1 pseudogene is annotated in these 469 nt (G+C 29.2%); it reads right to left on the bottom strand.

Annotation, left to right across the window (positions count from 1 at the left end):
* Positions 1 to 360: 360 nt before the first annotated feature.
* Positions 361 to 469 (bottom strand): annotated as a pseudogene (locus ERX29_RS10795) (RluA family pseudouridine synthase); the annotation flags it as partial.

Below are 469 nucleotides of genomic sequence, written 5' to 3'. Positions count from 1 at the left end.
ATATAGAGCCGTGAAAGAAAAAACTTTTCATGGAGTCCGTTTTATTATAGAACCTATTTTTTATATGATGAATTGTTGTACATGTATTGGCCAAACAACCTGTGATAAAAATCTTATGATGTCATGTATTGTCCATAGATACACGTAACGCAGTTGAAAAAGACTACAAGTTATTATCCAAGGATGTTATAAAATGAATAATTACTAAAATATCAAAATATAAAATCCTAAGCATCGTAAAAAACAAAAAACCGAACATCTGAAAAAATTAATAATTTTCCATCTATCCGATTTAAGTTGATACTTGATCTAGTTACAATGCGGTATTGCATGTTTAAATATCATGCAAAACTAATCAAATTAGTCATCCAAAGAAACGGAAATGACTTCCTTAGTCAAGGGATGCACAAACTCTATTTTGTAACTTTCAAGTTCTAATTGTCTTAACGTTGAATCACCATATAAAGGA

The sequence above is a fragment of the Macrococcus lamae genome (assembly GCF_004359545.1).
Classification (GTDB): domain Bacteria; phylum Bacillota; class Bacilli; order Staphylococcales; family Staphylococcaceae; genus Macrococcus; species Macrococcus lamae.
Note: the sequence above shows the minus strand (reverse complement) of the source record. Positions and strands in the feature narration are given on the sequence as shown.